Source organism: Maribellus sp. YY47 (assembly GCF_023111095.1).
Lineage (GTDB): Bacteria > Bacteroidota > Bacteroidia > Bacteroidales > Prolixibacteraceae > Draconibacterium.
This window is the reverse complement of sequence record NZ_JALGYW010000026.1, coordinates 1-20005: the sequence shown is the minus strand read 5'-3', so window position 1 is coordinate 20005 and position 20005 is coordinate 1. Positions and strand designations below refer to the sequence as shown.

11 protein-coding genes are annotated in these 20005 nt (G+C 44.0%); 5 read left to right on the top strand and 6 right to left on the bottom strand.

Annotation, left to right across the window (positions count from 1 at the left end; translation table 11 throughout):
* The 6 genes from MR764_RS17620 to MR764_RS17595 all read right to left on the bottom strand — a co-directional run bounded on the left by MR764_RS17620 (window position 1) and on the right by MR764_RS17595 (window position 10392).
* Entirely contained in the window at window positions 1-2742 is a 2742-nt protein-coding gene (locus tag MR764_RS17620) for an alpha-amylase family glycosyl hydrolase (RefSeq protein WP_247980770.1), read from the bottom strand.
* Between the two features lie 89 nt (window positions 2743-2831).
* Window positions 2832-4502, bottom strand: coding sequence for a SusF/SusE family outer membrane protein (locus MR764_RS17615; protein ID WP_247980769.1), 1671 nt, complete (start codon window positions 4500-4502; stop codon window positions 2832-2834).
* A 15-nt stretch (window positions 4503-4517) separates the two neighbouring features.
* Window positions 4518-5402, bottom strand: coding sequence for a hypothetical protein (locus tag MR764_RS17610; RefSeq protein WP_247980768.1), 885 nt, complete (start codon window positions 5400-5402; stop codon window positions 4518-4520).
* Window positions 5403-5408: 6 nt separating this feature from the next.
* Window positions 5409-5903: a DUF5004 domain-containing protein gene (locus MR764_RS17605; RefSeq protein ID WP_247980767.1), complete on the bottom strand. Its 495-nt coding sequence runs from the start codon at window positions 5901-5903 to the stop codon at window positions 5409-5411.
* A 58-nt stretch (window positions 5904-5961) separates the two neighbouring features.
* Window positions 5962-7347: a RagB/SusD family nutrient uptake outer membrane protein gene (locus MR764_RS17600; RefSeq protein ID WP_247980766.1), complete on the bottom strand. Its 1386-nt coding sequence runs from the start codon at window positions 7345-7347 to the stop codon at window positions 5962-5964.
* Window positions 7348-7359: 12 nt separating this feature from the next.
* Window positions 7360-10392 (bottom strand): TonB-dependent receptor, encoded by a 3033-nt coding sequence (locus MR764_RS17595; protein ID WP_247980765.1) that lies wholly within the window; start codon window positions 10390-10392, stop codon window positions 7360-7362.
* 352 nt (window positions 10393-10744) lie between these two features.
* Here MR764_RS17595 and MR764_RS17590 point away from each other — a divergent pair, with 352 nt between their 5' ends.
* From MR764_RS17590 to MR764_RS17570, 5 genes are all read left to right on the top strand, one after another.
* Window positions 10745-11764 carry a LacI family DNA-binding transcriptional regulator gene (locus MR764_RS17590; protein WP_247980764.1) on the top strand — a complete coding sequence of 340 codons (1020 nt, stop codon included), beginning with the start codon at window positions 10745-10747 and terminating at the stop codon, window positions 11762-11764.
* 300 nt (window positions 11765-12064) lie between these two features.
* Window positions 12065-13576 carry an MFS transporter gene (locus MR764_RS17585; protein ID WP_247980763.1) on the top strand — a complete coding sequence of 504 codons (1512 nt, stop codon included), beginning with the start codon at window positions 12065-12067 and terminating at the stop codon, window positions 13574-13576.
* Window positions 13577-13594: 18 nt separating this feature from the next.
* Complete coding sequence (locus tag MR764_RS17580; protein WP_247980762.1) at window positions 13595-15904, top strand: family 65 glycosyl hydrolase domain-containing protein; 2310 nt, start codon at window positions 13595-13597, stop codon at window positions 15902-15904.
* A 24-nt stretch (window positions 15905-15928) separates the two neighbouring features.
* Window positions 15929-17767 carry a glycoside hydrolase family 13 protein gene (locus MR764_RS17575; RefSeq protein WP_247980761.1) on the top strand — a complete coding sequence of 613 codons (1839 nt, stop codon included), beginning with the start codon at window positions 15929-15931 and terminating at the stop codon, window positions 17765-17767.
* A gap of 92 nt (window positions 17768-17859) precedes the next feature.
* Window positions 17860-19722, top strand: a complete 1863-nt coding sequence (locus MR764_RS17570; RefSeq protein WP_247980760.1) for an alpha-amylase family protein — start codon at window positions 17860-17862, stop codon at window positions 19720-19722.
* Window positions 19723-20005 lie beyond the last annotated feature (283 nt).

The following is a 20005-nucleotide window of genomic DNA, read 5'->3' as shown; positions in this document are numbered from 1 at the left end:
TTACTGAACCGCGATTTTTTGTGTCGAAACTTCACCTTCCTGAATAACTCTCAGCAGGTAGATTCCCGAAGGTAGTCCGTTCAGGTTTACCTCCCGATCTTTACTTCGTATCTCATTTTTCAACATCAGTTTTCCGGTTAACGAATAGATTTCGATTTGCTCAATTTCTTTTTCAGAAGAAAGGAAAAGTGAGGTTTGTGCCGGATTGGGGTATACTTTCAAACCGTTTCCCAGCGATTCGATATCTTCAATATCAGTGATTACATGTGGATCGTTAAATTTTCGGGTTGAGTACATGCGATATTCACCGGGCTGCAAAGTCAGGGTTTGTGTCCCCGAGCTGATCGTAGTGGAATCGGCGGTAAAGAATTCGTACCATTTCCCTGTTTGAGGGAAACTAACTGAGGTGCTTGCTCCCGCCACATTGAAATTTCCAACCGCCAGTACATGGTTTTGCCCCGATTGCAGTGTGTACCATTTTACGGCGCCGGTTAAACTGCTGGTCATATTTTCAGGTGAGAACTCACTGTAGCTTTGTTTGAGTTCGTTGAGTTGGGCCATTACCCGGAATAAATCGGTACGGTCGGTGTTTTCAAGGTAATCCCAGTGCGGAGGTTTTGGGTAAGTACGGCATTCATCAGCAATAGTCCCGTCCTGGCACCGGTTGATGGAAAGATCGTAGCCGCGTTCACCAAACTGCCAAATCATTTTCGGTCCCGGCAGCGGAAGGAAAAACAAGGAGTTTAGTTCCATCCTGTCGAGCGCCGTCGACAGCGCTTTTGTGCTGTAGTTGGTTCCTGTATTTCCGTATTGTTCGCATTTGTAGGTAATGCGTTCTTCGTCGTGGCTTTCCATGTACGTTACCAGGTTGGGGCTGTCCCAACCCCGGTTCGTATACAGCGATCCGCTTAGGTCTGAGTTGCCGGTGTATCCCATGGCGGCCTCGGCGTAGTTGTAGTTCATGTTTCCCCACAACATAAGTCCGTAATTGGCCAGTTCTTTTTCTTCCGAATTATCTGTAAGGTGTTCGAGAATGATCAGGTTATCCGGATCACGTTGCCAGATTTGATCTGCCATGCGTTTCAGAATCGCAATCCGTAAGGCGTCGTAGGCCCAGCCGTCTCCGGTTTTCTGGGTAAAACCTTTGGTGAAATCAAAGCGGAAGCCATCCACTTTGTATTCGTTGATCCAGAAGCTATTTACACTGTCCACCAGTTCCTGTGTTGCTGCCGATTCGTGATTAAAATCGTAGCCCCACGAGTAAGTCGAATTGGGCGATGAAATGTTGTACCACGGATTATCAGCAGTTATTGTCCAGTTGTCCATGTACATTTGTACCAGCGGACTTTGTCCGTAACTGTGGTTCAGCACCATGTCGATTACCACTGCAATTCCGCGTTTATGGCATTCATCAATCAGTTCTTTTAACTTGTTTTTGGTGCCATAAAATTTGTCCGGCGCAAAATAAAACGTAGGATTGTAGCCCCAGCTGTCGTTCCCTTCAAACTCATTTACCGGCATCAGCTCCAAAACATTGACACGCAGATCTTCCAGGTAATCCAGTTTGTCGATAACGGCCTGGTAATTTTGATCGGTGGTAAAATCGCGAACCAGTAATTCGTAAATCACCATTTTGTTTTTTTCAGGAGCTTCAAAATCGCTTACCTGCCAGTTGTAGGGCTCTTGCCCGGTTTGAATGACTGTGGCAATTCCACTTGCTTTTCCATCAGGATAAGCAATCAGGTTGGGGTAATTGGCTTCCGGAATGTATTTGTCGAGCGGATCAGAAATTTTTTCTGAATAAGGATCGGCAATCTTTATTTCGCCATCGATGAAGTACTGAAAGATGTATTCTTTTCCTTTTTCAAGATTTGGGATTTCGAGCCAGAAAAAATCGCCGTCTTTTTTCATCAGAAAGTCAGCGTTTACTTTCCAGTTTGTAAAATCGCCGATCACAAACACAAATTCTTTTAACGGAGCATAAAGCACGAGGGCAGCAGTATTGTCATCCACGTAATTAATTCCTTTTCGGTAGGCAGCCGGTTTGCTTTCTTCGACAACATCGTCGCGCACAAAAATCTCTGTAGTATCAGAAACTGTTTCTTCGCCAACACTTGCCTTTGCGATCAGTTCATAAGTACCTCCACTGGTAAAAGTATATTGCGTAGAGATGCTTGTTCCGCTGGTTTCCGACAAAAGTGTACCGTCGAGGCTGAGTTGTAAAGTTGCTTCCTGCGACGCTGTGGCAGACAGAGTCACGGCTTTGTTTTTTTCAAGAATCGGATTTCCCGAAGGTTCTGTGATTTCCACCACCAGGCCTTCGGCGTAAACCGTAACATACAGGTTGTTGGTTTGTTTCGATCCGTCGGCAGAGCGAAAAACAAGAGCCATTTTTAGGATCTTTTCACTACTGGGAACGCTGTAAAAAGAATAAACATCGGGTGAAATGGTGAGTTCGTAAATACCGTTTCCCTTGTTGGTAAGTTTGGGTTGTGTTGTATTGTTTGCCCAGCTTCCAATCACATATTTCCAATCGTCGTTGTTTGTGCTGTTTGTGGTAATTACTCCGGTGTGTGCATACAAGTCGGCCGTGAAGTATCCGAGGCGACTTTCTTCGGCCGAATTTAGCGTAAGCGTTACGGCGCCTGATGCTACCGGTAATGCAGGATTAGTGGTAAGCTGCGCATTTCCGGCAAAAACCAACAGGATGAAAATGAATAGGAAAGAAGTTCTTGAAAGCATGGCTTTGAATTTTTCTTTGAAAAAAGTTTCTGTTTATGAAAACAGAAACCCCTTCAAATGAAGAGGTTTCTGATAATGTTATTAGAGAATTAGTTTTTTGTAACTGTTGCTTTTTTATTCCACGGATCAAGCGTGAGGGTATAATTTCCAGCTTCTGCAACTGAAAGGTTGGAGCCGTCCTGCGTAAGAGCATTAAGGTCACCTCCAAAATTAACACTCCAGGCATCATCTGCCCTGAATTTAAATTCACCTGGATTGAGATCTATTGTGATGGTGAATACTTCATTAGCGGCATCCCAGGTCATATTGAAATCATTCGTCCAGGTTGGATCAGGAGTAGCACCACCAACCACACCCCATCTGTGCGCACTGTAGGTATATTCATTTGGTGTACTTAAATCAAGCGTTATAGCATAATCGTCTTCCATTTCCACCGGAATATTTTTACCTCCCGCATCCAGAGATGTTCCATCTTCAGCAGTACTACCGTAGTTGATTCCCCAATCAGATGTTCCTCTGAATTTGAATGCACCTCCTGAAGTTAAATGTATACCCAATCGGAACGTCTGGCTAACTGCGTCATAAGTCATATCTGTTTGATTCCCCCAGCCTCCGGCTGTGGCATCTCCGATAACTCCCCAGACAGTTTCCGTTAGCGAATAGGTCATTTCGCTAAGATTGGCTCTTACAAGGTAGTACCCATCTGCAGGAACTGAAATATTGTTGCCCGGATTTGTCAGATTGCCACTACCATCATCTCCGAAAGTATGAGCATTATCCCAGCTGTGGTCAGTAGCCAGTTTAATTCCACCCTGTTTCAGATATATATATCCTTCGGCTGTTCGGTTGCTGGTAGGAGTAGAAATAATGTATTTGGCATTATCGCTGTTATCCCATCCGTTGTAGTCTCCAACCACGTATATCGGGCGGTTCCAGTTGACGAATTCAAAATAAACTTCGAAAACGTTGTCGGTCCATTCCAAATCGGTACTTATAGCTTTTACTGTCCAGATAAACGAGCCTTCTTTAATGCCGTTTTGTTCCAACAGCGTATTCCATTCTCCGTTTGTTTTGGAAATTTGACTGGCAGTTCCGTTGTCATCGGCATCCAATGTCAGGAGTGGATCCGAGAAATCGCCGTCTATTGCATCGATGTATAACTTGTAAGTTACAGTTCCCGAACCTGAAGTAGCATCGTTCCAATCAAAAACAACCGGATCGGTCTCCTTGCTGCCATCGATTTTCAAAATACTTTTATCCAGAGGACTTACCAGCTCAAAATTACTGACACCGTCAGAACTTAAAGCTATTTTTAAGTTGTTGGCAACCTGACCCATTTTTACGTTGGGTGAGCCGTTTTCTGCTTTTACATTCCATTTGAGAGAAGCTACCCCTGAACCACCGGCTGCTGCATGTATTTGCTTTAACTCGTCGAAAGTAAGGGTGGCTTTGGCATCGGCACCCGAATTATCGGAAAGTTTCGTCCATATAGGATTGGAAAAATCTCCGTCGGCTGCATCGAACAAAATCGTGTAGACAATCGGGCTCTCGAGTCCTGATTCTGCTGCTGCCCATTCAAAAACGTAAGTTTCGGTGAGTGCCAGCGTGTTAATCTTTATCGTGTCGTTATTATCCGGGCCCTGAAGTTCGAATCCGGTAATAGCTTCACCGTTTACCGTAAAATCGCCAACTTCTTCCATGCACGACGAAAGCATGGCGATTAAGGCAATAAAACCTATATAATTGATAATTTTCTTCATCGTAATTAAACTAAGTTATTCGTAATCCTGAAAATCAAATTCAAAAGCCTTTGAAGAGACTGTTTCGAAAGTTCCATCCTGGTTATACACTTTCCCTGAAAAAACAACCTGGCATTTGGTAACATCGTCAAGCGAACTGCCTTCCGGAAATTCTCCCAACATATTTGTGAGAAACGAAAAAGCATATTCTTCTTCATTGGTAAAGGTTGTTTCCATCGACTCTGATGTAAGCAGTACTGTTCCGTTTTCATCCAAAAGCGAAACTTTTGCTGTGATCTCGTCTGCCACGGCCAGTTTCTGATCTTCAGAAGATTCAATTAAGCTAAGGTTCAGATAAGCTGTAATTACATCTTTACTGGAAACTTTTGCCGGGAACGTTCTGAAGTAGGAAGATTCGAATTCCAATGGCAATAAGGTAATGGAGGTTTTCATATCTCCGGGAGTTTGTTTGCCTTCGCTAGACCCATCCTGTGATCTAAGAAGGAACCCAAATTCTTTAATCTTTCCCGGAGTGTCGCCTACACCAAACAATTCGGCAACGTTGTTAAAGGTTACTTCAACACCCGCACGGGTTACCGTTTTAGGTAAGGTTAATCTGAATTTATTGGGTTGGCCGGGCACCGGATCCAGTTTGGCATTTTGGGAAATACTACCCCAGCTAGGGCTTCCCTGATCATAGCACAAAAGCATTTCTGACGGACTGAGTCCTGGGGCCCACGACCAAATGTAAACGTCAGTCAGCCCCGCCACAGCTGTGCCTGTTACATCAAATTCAATGACAACATTCTCGGTTAACGCGTCAATTTCGGAAGGAGTTACCGTAAATTTTGGCAAAGCATCCTGTGCTTTCAACACAAAGGTTCCGAATATCATTATGGATAAAATAATTATCTGTCTCATAACTCACTAATTTTTAGAAAGTGAATAAACGTATTTGATCTTGATCTTCCCGGTGTCGGCTTGTTTGCGTTCTTCCTTGAACTCCACTTTGCCCAGAATAACATCGGCAAGGCTGCTTAGCGCAATGGTTTGAGTTTCGGAACCACTGCTTAAGATAATGGCAGAAGGGTATTCGGTGTCATCCACATCCCAGTTTCCGCTGCTCAGCATCTGCATATACGATGAACCCGCGTCAGAAGTAAATGTACCGTCGGCATTAAATGTAATCGAGAAATCGGTATAGGGATGGCCGGCAAATACATGGGTCAGATCCTTCACAGTCGCAAAATCAGGAAAGCTTTTTGATTCGGCGTCTGCATCAATTTGTTCAAATTTGTCCAGATTCCAGGTGCCTGTCAACATCGGGATGTAGTCGGTTGGTTCCCCGATAGGAGGAATCTCATCGGGTTGGCACGAGAAAAACAGCAGTGTGACAAATAGTATGGAAAATATCTTTTTCATCTCTTTTTTTCTTTTGATTATTTTCGCTTAAATCTCCTTTAGTTTTATGGGCGAACGGTTAATTAGGTTCCGGATTCGGAACAAAAACTTCGTTTGCCTCGGCGGCGGCAAATTGAATTACCAGTCCGACGTAATCCCAGTCTACGCCTCTGACTACGATATCTTCACCATCGGCGCCGCGTCGTTTTAAATCGTGCAAATGATAACCTTCTCCCATCAGTTCCAGGCGGCGCTCGGTACGTGCTGCATTTAAAACCGCTTCGTCGGTTGCAGTTTCCAGCAGGTTTTTGGAAGCGCCTTCATAGGCTCTTTCCCTGATGTCATTGACGTCCTGAATAGCAGTCGCTTTGTCGGGAGAAGATTTTAAAATCCCGGCTTCGGCACGTAAAAGTTTTAACTCTGTCAGTCGCAGTACAGGTACGGTAGGATAGTTGGTATTGAATTTTGTTAGGCCAACGTATTCGTTTTCGGCACCTGCATTAAATACCTGATACCAGGCATTTACTCTCGCGTCACCTGCGCCAGCTTTAACAATGTTTTTGTACACATCGGGTGCAATCCTGATGTTGGGAATATTGGTGCCATCGCAACGAAATACTCCAAAATCGCCACCTACAGTTTTTCCCGTCGTTTGGCTCGATACCAGTCTGAAGATGTCTTCAGTTGAACCCGGCATAGCTTCATCAAGATCAGTAATAAAGGTGAACGGACCATTGCTGATTACATCGTTGGCTTTACTGAAAGCGTTGTCGTAATCGTGCATTTGAAAATAGACCTGTGCCAGTGCAGCTTTTGCAGCCCAAGTGGTAGCATAGGCAAAATTCGAATTGCTTTCGGGCAGATCCGACTCTGCATCAGTTAAGTCGGTTATAATTTGGTTGTAAACTTCGGCAACCGTGTTTCTTGGTAATAGCTCCACTTTTGAACTGGTTTTGATAACAATCCCCAAATGGTCGTTATTGGGAGTATACCCGTAAGGCTGTGCGAAAAGCCGCACCACTGCAAAATGAGCAATTCCTCTCAGAAATTTTGCTTCAGCAGCCATTTGTGTGGCTTCGGTATCGGACAGGCCGGAAACATTGCCCAGGTTTTCGAGCACCAGGTTTGAACGAAGAATACAGATATACGCCTGGTCATAGCTTTCGTTATCGGTAAAATAACCGGTGGTATACCGTTTGTAAATGTTAACCATCTCATCGGTAATACCATCACGCAGTACAACATTATCGCTTAATAATTCAGAGGTGCGTTGAAACCGGCCACCATAAAATCCATTAACAACATCGTAAGCTGCATTAAGTAGCTCGGTTAAATCCTGTTTCGTATTTAACGCATCCGATTCCAGGATTACTCCTTCGTCTTCCGGATTGATTTCAAGCATGCTTTCGCAACCTGAAAACAGGATCCCTGTAAGCATCAGTATATATAGAAATTTCTTTTTCATTTGATAAGAGTTTTAAAATGTGACATTTAAACCAACGGTATATACCCTCTCTTGCGGAGGAGTAAGGAAACTTACGTTAGCACTCATGTTCCTGTCACGAGGATCATCATGGTCCCTTGCTACTTCCGGGTCGGCACCCGGGTACTTGGTGAAAGTCAGCAGGTTGGTTCCGGTGACAAAAAGCTTGGTTCCGGAAATGCCGAACTTATTTAAGGCCTTGGGCGGAATGCTGTATGAGAGTGTCAGGTTTTTCAGGCGCAAATAGTCGCCATCGAACAACCACATGGTGGAGTTGAACCACTGTTCTCCGTCTTTTCCGTAGGTAGCACCCTCACGCGACATTCTTGGGTATTTGGCAATGTCGCCGGGCTCTCTCCAGTGGTCGAATATATCGGTTCTGAAATTCCAGTCTGATGCTAACCCCATCTGACGTTTCGCCGATGAATCGTAGATTTGGGCGCCAACACTAAAGGTAAATAAAGCGCTTAAAGAAAGGTTTTTGTACCTGAAAGTATTGGTGAAACCTCCTGTGAAATCGGGAATAACTTTGCCGGCTGCTACAGCAAATCCTTCTCCGCCTTCAAATTTGTAGGTTTTGGTTTCGTTGCCGTCTTTGTCGAGGTAAACCGGTCGCCCGTCAGCAGGGTCTATTCTTGAAACCCGAACCAGACGGTTGGTTCCAACGGGATAGCCTTTCAAAATACGGGTGTCGTTTGTTCCACCGCCAATTTCTTCGGTTGTTAAACCTCCGAGGTCAGTAACTTCGTTTCGTAAAGTGGTGATGTTGAACTGGGTTTCCCACTCAAATTCTCCAACAAGGTTTTGAGTGGTAATGCTAAACTCCAGGCCTTCGTTTTCGATGGTGGCCAGGTTTTGCCACTGACTTCCGTAGCCCGATGTAGCCGTAATGGCCAGGTTCACAAACACATCTTTTGATTCTTTAAAGTAATAAGCTGCTTCAGTTGATATTCTTCCATCAAAGAAACGCGCATCAATACCCAGGTCATAGCTGTTGGTGGTTTCCCACTTTAAGTCAGGATTGGCAAATTTTTCCGGATAACGAATCGGTAATTCATTGTATTTTTCATTTTCGTTGGTTGAAATCCGGTAGGTTCCAATGTGTTCGTAGTTGGGAATATTGGAGTTTCCGGTTATCCCGTAACTGGCTTTTAGTTTCAGGAATGAAATGACACTGCTGTTTTTTAGAAAATTTTCTTCCGAAACAATCCAGCCCAAAGCCACAGTGGGGAAGTATCCGTATTTGTTGTTCTTTCCGAAACGTGATGAACCGTCGGTTCGTAACGTTGCCTGGGCAATGTAACGACTTTTATACATGTAGTTCATTCTTCCGAAGAAACTGATAAAACGCCAGTGTTCGTCTCTCAGGGGTTCAGTAGACTTTACTTCATCGCGGCTGTAATCCCAGTTGTAGTTAGTACCGGTGGTTAGCGATTCCTGCAGTTCGTGCCCAAGCATTGCTTTCAGGTCGTGATCGGTATTCGCTAACTGAAAGTCGTAATTGGCTACAATGCTGTAATTCCAGTTGTATACTTTGCGGTTGTTTTCCCAACGATAATCATAGCCTGAACTTCGCAGTTGACCGCTTTCAGTACCATCGTTGTTGAAGTTCATGTAATCGAGTGCTCCACTAAAATTGAACGAAACTTTTTCGGTGGGCGAATAATTAAAAGTGAGGGCATTGATCAATCGCGTCTCATCGTTTGAATCGTCTCTTAGTTTGTTCATCATTACCGGGTTTCCTGAGTTTCCGCCTCCCCGGAAAAAAGTACCGTCTGAATTATAAATAGGATAAATCGGCAACGCGTATCCCATGGCTGCACCTAAACCTCCGTCCCAGGGATTGCCCGGAAGACTGGTGGATGTTTGAGCTGAAGTTGATGAGAATGAGGAACTGAATTTGGATGATGGGATATATTGAAGATTCAATCCAAGGTTGATACGCTCCAAATCGTTGTCTACCAAATAGGTATTGTCCTGTGTAACTCCCCAGTTGATTCTGGCAATCAGGTTTTTGGCGAGTCCAAAGTTAGCATTCAGGTTGTAATCCTGTTTGTGGCCGGTTCGTGTTACCTGGTCCCACCAGTCGGTATCTGTATTTTGAGCTTGTTGCCAGGTTAATCCACCCGGAAGTCCAGTCGGAATGCCCGTGTTTCCATCGTTTTCCCAGGCTTCTTTATACAGTTGCAACCATTCAGCCGAATTGGTCATATTAACTTTCTTGGTCGGATTGCTAATACTTTGCTTGGTACTGAACTCCACTTTTACTTCGTTACCCTTTGCTTTTTTAGTGGTAATAAGTATAACACCGTTGGCTCCGCGCGAACCATAAATCCCGGTTGCCGAGGCATCTTTCAGTACTTCAATAGATTCAATGTCGTTGGCATTGATCGAAGAAAGCGGGTTAACATTCATACCGCCGGTTCTTCCTCCCAAACCAAAAATATCGTTGGTAATCGGAATTCCGTCAACAACATAAAGCGGATCGCCGGCCGAGTTAATCGAGGCAACACCTCTTACCCTTACAATGGCACTTGAACCCGCCATACCGCTACCGGTTGTTACGCTTACCCCCGATGCCTGTCCGGCCAAAACGCCTTCGAACGACGAGGTAAGTTTGTTTCCGATATCTTCACTTTCTACCTTGGCGATAGAACCAACAATCTCACGCTTTTTCTGAATACCATAACCTACCACTACTACTTCTTCTAACTGTTCAGTATCCGTTTTCAATTGTACATTGAGAACATTTTGATTGCCGACAGTAATTTCCTGTTTAAGGTAGCCTACAAAAGAGAACTGTAGTATTTGGTCCATGTCTACTTTAATCGAGTAGTCTCCGTCAAAATTGGTAATGGTACCGTTAGTAGTGCCTTTTACCACAATGGTAACACCAGGTAAAGGTTCGCCGCTACCAGCGTCGGTAACTTTACCTGTTATTGTTTTTACCTGCGCATAACTAAAGCTAAAGCCCAGCATGGCAACCAAAAACAAGACAACTTTAAGGTTTTTACGAATAATCCTCATTTTTAATTTTATTAGTTTGTAACTACTTGTTTTTGTTAAATAATTTTTAACTGGTTTAAATGGCAAAAAATCAACCGATTACATCTTAATCATATTCAACAAAATCAAATTCCACGAGCGAATGTATAGTATTTGTTAAGAAAAATTCACGCTTTTTAACAGTGGGTTTCCTGCAAACGTTTGCGGTGTCGTTTGCATTGAACATGTTATAAAACAGGTAGTTACTGGTGGGATAAAAGCAGGCCGTTCAAAAAAGGGGCAGAATTGGGTTAAAAATGTATATTTGTATAGACAACGATGAAACCGGAGATCAACTTTATGGTCTTTATTCTGTTCTTGTCGGAAAAAAATTATGAAAAGCGGACTTGTTACCATAAAAGATATAGCCCGTGAACTGAAAATTTCGGCATCAACTGTTTCGCGCGCGCTGAAAAATCATCCCGATATTAGCGAAGAAACCAAACGTGCTGTAAATGAGCTGGCACAAAAGCTGAATTATCAGCCCAACGCGGTGGCGTTGAGTTTGAAACAGCGACGCAGTCACACTATCGGCGTAATTATTCCTGAAATTGTACATTACTTTTTTTCCTCGGTGATCAGTGGCATTGAAGACGTGGCCTACGACGCAGGTTTTAACGTAATTATCTGCCAGTCGAACGAGCGTTACGAACGCGAAGTGACGAATGCCCGTACTTTGCTGGCCAGCCGTGTCGACGGAGTGTTGGTATCTATTTCCAAAAACACCGAAGACTTTCAGCATCTTTATAATTTAAGGAACAACAACATTCCGATGGTATTTTATGACCGGATAGTACCGGGAATGGAAGCTGATCAGGTGATCATCGATGATATGGATGCTGCCTACAGGGCCACCCAGCATATGATTGAAACAGGGCGGAAGCGCATTGTGCATTTTGCGGGTCCTCAAAAATTACTGATCGGGCAACATCGTAAAAACGGATATATCAAGGCCCTGGAGGAAGCGGGGCTTGAAGTGGACCCTTCTTTAATTATTGAAGCCGACTCATTTGAGAAGGCACGAATGGCTGTGATGCGCCTTTTAAATGAGAAGAAGAAATTCGACGGCGTTTTTGCGGTGAATGATCTGACCGCCATTGGCGCCATGCAAACCATTCAGAAAAGAGGTCTGAAAATTCCGGAAGAAATTGCAGTGGTTGGTTTTTCCGATGGTCGTTTTTCGGGAATCACTGATCCTACGCTTACTTCGGTCGATCAGCATGGTTACGAAATGGGGACAACCGCCACAGAAATGCTTTTGCGAAGAATCACCAACGACGACAACGACTATCCGTGGGAAACACGGGTGCTCAATGCCAACCTGATTGTTCGTGGGTCGTCTGTGTTTTTGTGAGCTAAATCATCACCCGGCACATTTTCATCTGCTTTCACAGGCATTTTTTGATTTTACTGAAAATATGTTGTAGAATATATTTGAGTTTCCGCAAACGTTTGAAATGGGTGTTTCGCTCTGTAATGCTCATGTTTGTTGGTGTTTGCATGCGATTTTGATTTTGATTTTTGAATTCTTCTGTTTTATATTTGTTCAGGCAAAATCATCGGTTACTCCCATATTATTTTCAACAGCAAAGTTCACTTGCTGTAATTTTCATTTACATTTTTACAGCTTAACTTATACAAAAAGACAATGGCTATGAGTAAAAAACCTACGTTAAGCTTTTGGCAGATATGGAACATGAGTTTTGGTTTTCTGGGCATCCAGTTTGGCTTTGCCCTGCAAAATGCCAACGTGAGCCGTATCTTCGAAACGCTGGGTGCCAAAATTGAAGATATACCTATTTTATGGATTGCCGCCCCTGTAACCGGTCTTATTGTTCAGCCGATTATCGGGCATGCGAGCGACAAGACCTGGAATCGCCTGGGACGACGACGGCCGTATTTTCTGTTTGGGGCCATATTTGCATCTCTGGCACTTCTGCTGATGCCCAATTCACCTGCCTTGTGGGTGGCTGCAGGCACTTTGTGGATCATGGATGCTTCAATTAATGTGTCGATGGAGCCTTTTCGAGCGTTTGTGGGCGATATGCTTCCCGATGAACAGCGAACCCAGGGATTTGCTATGCAAAGCTTTTTTATTGGGACCGGGGCAGTGGTTGGATCCCTGCTGCCATATATCATGACCAATTGGCTGAACATTCCGAATACAGCGCCCGAGGGCATTATCCCGCCTTCAGTTCGGTGGTCGTTTTACATTGGCGCGGCTGTGTTTTTTGCGGCGATTCTTTGGACCATTTTGTCGACAAAAGAATATCCGCCCGAAAAACTAAAGGAGTTTGAAGAAAGCGAGAAAAAGCAAACAGAGAATTCAGTTGCTACTCATGAACTGGAGGTAGCGAATGGCAAATTTGTAAAAGTTGGTGGCATTTTCGGTTTGATCGGTTTGCTGATCGTTGTGTTCACCCGCGTTTTACATTTCAAGGAAGAACTGTATATCCTCGGAGGTATTTTGCTGTTGTTCTGTTTTTTGATGTTGGTGGCAGTTGTCTTGAAAAGCAAAAAAGGAGAAGAAAGTGCATTGGTAGAAATATTCAGCGATTTGTTGCGCATGCCACTTACGATGAAACAGTTGGCGCTGGTTCAGTTCTTTACCTGGATCGCACTTTTTTCGTTGTGGATCTATTCAACGGCCGGTATTACCAGTCATGTTTATGGTACGTCAGATACTACCTCAAAATTGTATAACGATGGCGCCGATTGGGTAAATCTGCTTTTTGGCGTGTATAACGGTGTGGCTGCATTGATTGCTTTTGCGCTTCCTTTGGTGGCAAAACTTACCAACCGGAAAATCACACATGCCATAAGTTTAGTGATTGGCGGTGTTGCCCTGGCATCCATTTACCTGATCAAAGATCCGAACTGGTTGATCTTGCCCATGGTTGGAGTCGGCATTGCCTGGGCGAGTATTCTCTCCATGCCTTACGCCATTCTCACGGGGTCGTTGCCGGCGCAGAAAATGGGAGTTTACATGGGAATTTTCAATTTCTTCATCGTAATTCCGCAGATACTCGCAGCCACAATTCTTGGATTTATGGTGCAGGACCTGTTTAATGGCGAAGCAATTTATGCATTGGTTTTTGGAGGAGTGTCCATGGCGGTTGCGGCAGTTATGGTGCTATTTGTGAAAGATGTAGCAGCAGAAAAATAAACTTATTAGAAAGAAACAATGAAGGATTATATAATCCATCACGAATGGAAAATTATAGAAGAGGGTTTCAATCCTGAGTTTAACCGTATTTCTGAAAGTCTTTTCAGCATTGGAAACGGAAAAATGGGACAGCGTGCCAATTTCGAAGAGAAATATTCGGGCGATTCGCTGAACGGAACCTATGTCGCCGGAATTTACTATCCGGATAAAACGCGTGTGGGTTGGTGGAAAAACGGATATCCGGAGTATTTCGCCAAAATCATCAATTCGACAAACTGGATTGGGATTAACATCCGGATCAACGGTGAAGAGCTGGACCTGGCAAAAGTAAAAGTGCTTTCGTTTGCCCGTGAGCTCGATATGCAGCACGGATTGCTCTCGCGGCGTTTTGTAGCCGAGCTTAAGAACGGGAACCAGGTAGAGGTAAGTTCTCATCGTTTTGTGAGTATCAATGCCACCGAAATTGGGGCGATCCGGTATTCGGTTAAAGCCTTGAATTTCTCGGGCGAGATTAAATTTTCGCCGTATTTGGATGGAGATGTGGTGAACGAAGATTCCAACTACGACGAAAAATTCTGGGTGGAAGTTTCACGTGCCATTGGCGGGCAGAAAGCTTACCTGACGGTGGAAACGCTCAAAACAGAATTCTGGGTGTGTACCGGAATGTGGTTTCAGATCACACGGAACGGTAAAAAGGTAGACTCAGAGATCACTTATATTGATCGGGAAAAATATCTTGAAGCAACCCAAAAAGTCCAGGTGAAAAAAGGGGACGAACTGGTAATCGAAAAGCTTTCTTCCACGGTTTCTTCGCTGTATTATTCAAAAGAACAGCTGGTGAAAAAAGCAACGGAAGTAATAGAACTGGCCGCTTCTGCCGGATTTGATGTACTGTTCGAAAGTCATAAAAACCACTGGCTCGAAAAATGGGAAACCAGCGATATTCGTATCGAAGGAGATGTGGCAGCGCAACAGGGCATTCGCTTTAATATTTTTCAGCTGAATCAAACCTATTCGGGAGAGGATGAACGGTTGAACATCGGCCCGAAAGGATTTACCGGCGAGAAATATGGCGGCGTAACTTATTGGGATACGGAGGCTTATTGTCTTCCGTTTTACCTGAGTACTGCTCCGCAAATCGTCTCCAGAAATCTTCTGATATACCGTCATAAGCACCTTCAGAAAGCCATTGAAAATGCAGAAAAACTAGGCTTTACAGGTGGCGCTGCACTTTATCCGATGGTAACCATTAATGGCGAAGAATGTCACAACGAATGGGAAATTACTTTTGAGGAAATTCACCGGAATGGCGCAATTGCTTATGCAATTTACGATTATGTGAACTATACCGGCGATCGGGAATATCTCGCACCTCAGGGATTTGAAGTATTGTTGGCGATAAGCCGGTTCTGGTGTCAGCGCGTAAACTGGTCGCAGGATAAGCAGAAATATGTGATGCTCGGTGTAACCGGTCCCAACGAATACGAAAATAATGTGAACAACAATTTCCACACGAACTATATTGCTGTGTGGACCTTAAAGTATACGCTGGAAGTTATTGAATACCTGAAAACGGAACATCCTTATCTTTTTGAAGAGCTGATTCAGAAATGGAAATTCAACGAACTTCATGAAACCGAACGCTGGGCAGATATTATTCAGAACATGTATTTTGCGAGGGATGAAAAACGCGGAATTTATTTGCAGCAGGACGGATTTCTGGACAAAGATTTAACACCGGTTGCGGAATTATCGCCTGAAGACCGGCCGATCAATCAAAAATGGTCGTGGGACCGAATTTTGCGCGCGCCGTATATCAAACAGGCGGATACGCTTCAGAGTCTGTATTTGTTCCAGGAAAATTTTGAAATCGATGAATTGCGTCGGCATTTCGATTTTTATGAGCCGTTAACGGTTCACGAATCGTCGCTTTCGCCATGTGTGCATTCCATTCTGGCCGCGCGCATCGGGTATAGCGAGAAGTCGTACGAAATGTACCTGCGCACCGCCCGTCTGGATTTGGATGATTACAACAACGATACCGAGGACGGGCTTCACATCACCAGCATGGGAGGAACCTGGATGGCCTTTGTAATGGGACTTGGTGGAATGCGGGTGAAGGAAGGTAAACTCACGTTTCAACCTTTTCTGCCCGAAAAATGGAATTCTTACGGATTCAAAATCAATTTTGGTGGGGCTCATCTTGAAGTACGAAATCAGCGAAATGTGTTTACGGTCATCAATCATTCAAATGTGGATGTGCCGGTGACGGTTTGGGGAGACGAATCGTTGATAAAAGGAAACAGCGAAACAACTTTTAAAAAATAGCGAAAACTCAATAAAACTGAGATAATGAAGACATTCATAACATTCTTATTTACAATACTAACATTTGTGGCAAGCGCCCAGAACCTGGATCGTGTTGAACCGCCCAACTGGTGGGCCGGGATGAAATCAACACAACTCCAGCTGCTGGTTCATGGAGAAAACATTTCACAAACCGACGTGACCTTAAATTACCCGGGTGTGAATCTGGAATCGGTAACAAAAGTTGAAAATCCGAATTACCTGTTTTTGGATCTTAAACTGGCAAGCAACGTTAAACCCGGGAAATTCAACATCGAATTTAAGCGTGGGAAAAAGCTTGTGGCTACTTATTTGTATGAATTATGGGAACGGGAAGCGAATTCAGCAAACCGCGTAGGATTTAATGCTTCGGATATGATCTGCCTGATTACACCCGATCGCTTTGTAAACGGAGACCCGGGTAACGATGAAGTGCCGGGCATGAAAGAAGGATTGGACAGGAGTTACAAATGGGGGCGTCACGGAGGCGATATTCGGGGTATTATAAATTCACTTGATTATTTGCAGAATCTTGGTTATACGGCTGTTTGGCTGAATCCGGTACTGGAAAACGATATGCCAAAGGAATCATATCACGGGTATGCAACAACCGATTTTTACAAGGTGGATGCGCGTTTTGGAACGAATGACGAATACCGCGAATTGAATAAAGAGCTCGACAAACGGGGAATGAAGCTCATCATGGATATGATTTTTAACCATTGCGGTTCGGAGCACTGGTGGATGCACGACATGCCCATGAAAGACTGGATTAATAATTATCCGGACATGAAGATCACCAATCACCGCCGGACGGTAAACGAAGACCCGCACGCCTCGCAGGTCGATATCAGTGGCATGGTAGATGGTTGGTTTGTCCCGGCAATGCCCGATATGAATCAGCGAAATCCTTTTGTGGCGAGGTATCTGATTCAAAACAGCATTTGGTGGACTGAGTATGTTGGACTGGAAGGAATCCGTCAGGATACCTGGCCCTATCCCGATAAAAATATGATGAGCGAATGGACCAAAGAAATGCTCGAAGAATACCCCGATTTCAATATTGTGGGAGAAGAATGGAGCGGTAATCCGGCCATTGTTTCGTACTGGCAAAAAGGGAAATACAACCAGGACGGATATAAAAACTACGCGCCCAGCATGATGGATTTTCCCTTGCAGAGTGCCGTTGCCAGTGGTCTGAAAAACGATGAAACCTGGGATACCGGTTTGATTCAGATTTATGAAGCGCTTTCGAACGACTTTCTTTATCCCGATCCGTACAAACTGACTATTTTCCCGGATAACCACGATATGTCGCGATTTTTTGTTCAGGTGGGAGAAGATGTGAACCTGCTGAAAATGGGAGTGGCATTTTTCCTTACCACACGCGGAATTCCACAAATTTATTACGGCACAGAAATACTAATGCGGCACGATGGCAGCGAGCACGGCGATATTCGCGCTGATTTTCCCGGAGGTTGGGCAGGTGACAAGGTGAATGCATTTACCGGCGAAGGATTAAGCGATGCAGCCAAAGACATGCAGAAATATGTGGCAAACCTGCAGAACTGGCGGAAAAATGCCACGGTCATTCACAACGGGAAACTGATGCATTTTATTCCTGAAAACGGAACTTATGCGTATTTCCGTTATACCGATAACGAAGCAGTGATGGTCATTCTGAATAAAAACGAAGAAGAAAAAACGATTACTACAGATCGTTTTAAGGAAGTGATGGATGGTTATCGTTCAGGGAAAGAAATTATAAGCGGACAGCAAATATCAGACATCAGCAGCATTACTGTTCCGGCAAAATCGGCTGTTGTTGTTGAATTGAAAAAGTAACGAATAAGAACACTGATAACACAGATTAGGAAGATTTTCGCAGTTATAATCTGTGCTATCAGTTATAACCGTGTCATCAGCGTTTCATAATTATGAAGAAACTATCAATCCTACTTATTTTTTTGGCTTTTTCTGCCTGCCAGTCTCCTCAAAAACAAGAAGCGGATCAGTCAGCATCTTCTAAAGGGAAACTGGTGGTTTACCAGGTTTTTACCCGTTTGTTTGGAAATACAAACACCACCAATAAACCGTGGGGAACCATTGAAGAGAATGGTGTTGGCAAGTTCAATGATTTTACCGACCGGGCGCTGGATGAGATCAAATCGATGGGAGTGACGCATATCTGGTACACCGGCGTTCCGCACCACGATGTGATCCGCGATTACACCGCTTATGGCATTTCGAACGACGACCCGGATGTGGTAAAAGGGCGTGCAGGTTCGCCTTATGCCATCAAAGATTACTACAATGTGGATCCTGATCTGGCGGTTGATCCGGCCAAAAGAATGGAAGAATTTGAAGCGCTTATCGACCGAACGCATCAACACGGGATGAAAGTAATCATCGATATTGTTCCCAATCACGTTGCCCGGAATTACCATTCAATTTCGAGCCCGGAAGGTGTAGCTGATTTTGGTGAGAACGACGATACTTCGGTGGAATATGCACGAAACAACAATTTCTATTACATACCGGGCGAAGCTTTTAAGGTACCTGAAAGTAAAAATGGCTACTTTCCTTTGGGTGGCGAAAAGCACCCGATGGCTGACGGTAAATTTGATGAATATCCGGCTAAATGGACGGGAAATGGCTCGAGAAAAGCGCAACCTGATTTTTACGACTGGTACGAAACCGTTAAAGTGAATTACGGAGTTCGTCCGGACGGGACCTATGATTTCGATGTTCTGCCGGGAGGTTTTGATAAAAAGGATTACCGCGGGCATTTTGAATTTTGGAAAGACAAAGATGTCCCGGATTCGTGGAAGAAATTCAGGGATATTGCACTGTTTTGGCTTGATAAAGGGGTAGACGGTTTTCGTTACGACATGGCAGAAATGGTTCCGGTTGAATTCTGGAGCTACATGAATTCGGCGATCAAAATGAAAAACAAGGAGGCTTTTCTTTTGGCCGAGGTTTATAATCCGGCTTTGTACCGCGATTACATTTTTAAGGGAAAAATGGATTATCTGTACGACAAGGTGGAACTGTATGATACTTTGAAACACATTATGCAGGGCCACGGAAGTACCGATCATCTTCCGGCAATTTACAACGGTCTGGCTGACATTGAACACCACATGCTGCATTTTCTGGAGAACCACGATGAACAACGTATTGCAAGTGCTCCTTTTGCCGGAAATGCTGAAAAAGGAAAACCGGCGATGGTAGTTTCGACCTGCTTGAGCACCTCTCCAATACTGTTGTACTTTGGGCAGAATGTAGGAGAACCGGGGGACGGAGATATGGGTTTTGGCAGCGAATCGCGGACGTCGATTTTCGATTATTGCGGAGTCCCTGCACACCAGCGCTGGATGAACAACGGAAAATTTGACGGGGGACAGTTGAGTCCTGCTGAAAAAGAGCTAGATCATTTTTATAAAACGTTACTGAGCTTCTCGGCACATTCAGAAGCGCTGATGGGAGCGTACAGGGAGATTCATTCATTCAACCGCCAAAATACAGAAGGATATTCTGATAAAGTGTTTTCGTTTGTTCGTTGGAAAGGCGATGAGCGGCTTATAATCGTTAGTAATTTTGAGGAAAAGGAACATGCGTTTCAGCTAAGAATCGATGAGGAAACACTTGAACAATTGGAACTTGAAGACGGCACATTTTCGTTGGTTGATCAACTAAGTGGACGTGAAGATTTACAGCTGATTGTAAAAGAAGGAGAGGGAAGCATTTACCTCGATTTGCCAGCGTTGGAATCGTACATTTTGAAAGTTAAAGAATAGAACTAAAGTTTTAAACCTTTTTTATAACCGATTGTTTCATAGAACAAAGATTGAATAAAATTACTCACCATAGAGATGGTTTGGTTTTTGGTTTAGTTTAGGTTTAGGTTGATTGAGAAAGGGTTGGTAGAGAATACCAACCTTTCTTTTTTTGTGATAGTGTCTCGTCCTGAAATAGCGTTACACAAAAAGTAGCGTTATGAAAGAAATCAATCATTCACAGTACGTTAAGCGTACACAGAAGGACTATTCGATGTCCTTTAAATTGCAAGTTGTCACTGAG